The organism is Vibrio sp. 03_296 (assembly GCF_002265885.1).
The window spans coordinates 1-877 of record NZ_NPKW01001319.1 but is presented as its reverse complement, the minus strand read 5'-3'; the positions used below and the strand labels follow the sequence as shown (position 1 = coordinate 877).

Below are 877 nucleotides of genomic sequence, written 5' to 3'. Positions count from 1 at the left end.
CGGATATAGATATCTAGATTTGCTTTGCCAGTATCCACACCGACATTAATATTTTGAAGTGTGTTTGTATTCATAATAAGCTAACTCTTGCTTGCGTAATGCGGGTTCGAGACCCAGTCGAGTATTCGAGTTTGGTGCTTGGAGTTCTATGTCGCGTTCATGTTTGTTATCGGTCTCTCGATAGAGGAGCCAGCGTTCAATCGAACTACAACATAGAAAGCTTTAGTTGCGGCTAAAGCCTGGGTCTCACATTACCCGAAACAGGTCGATTAATGGGGATAATTTCCCATACAAGCGTTAAAGAGGGACTTGGCACGCGTGGCATTTTCAATTTGCGTTGAGTTTAGTGTTTAAGGCGTGATGCGGTTACTTTTTTAGTGCGTGCCTGCGCCCCTTAACGCGGCGTTATGCTTAATCAAGTAAAATCAGTGGTTTATGGTTTTTCTTTGTTCCCTCGGCTTTTCAGTTTTGTGTTTGTCGGCAAGCCGGCTTTTGTGAGCGCTATTTTCTGGACATCCATTCTTGGGCGCTAAAAATTCCGAGAGTTGCCTCAATCAATTTTCGGGTAAGCGCGATGTTAGGGCGGTTGGCTCAATCAGAAATCCATTTCTAGGTTTCAAACTTCAAACTAGATCTGCCAAAATTCCTAACCTGAATATCAAAACTATGATTCATTTCGGTTTTCTAAGTTTTGGCTTTTGTTTCTTAATCAAAGTCGAGTTAATCTTGTTTCCAGAAAAACGTAACCCATTGAAGCTTAAGCATAACAAGGCGTTCAAGAGGGATTCATGCCGCGTGGCATTTTTGGTTTGCGGTGATTTTTGTGGTGAAAGTGGTCTGCGGAAACTTGGTTTAGGCGGCATTCACCCCTTAACGC

At 42.9% G+C, this 877-nt stretch carries 1 protein-coding gene; it reads left to right on the top strand.

Going from position 1 to position 877, the window contains the following annotated elements; all coding sequences use genetic code 11:
• Positions 1-726: 726 nt before the first annotated feature.
• Positions 727-877 (top strand): DUF3265 domain-containing protein (locus CIK04_RS35960; RefSeq protein WP_142995061.1); only part of this gene is annotated, 151 nt, incomplete at its 3' end.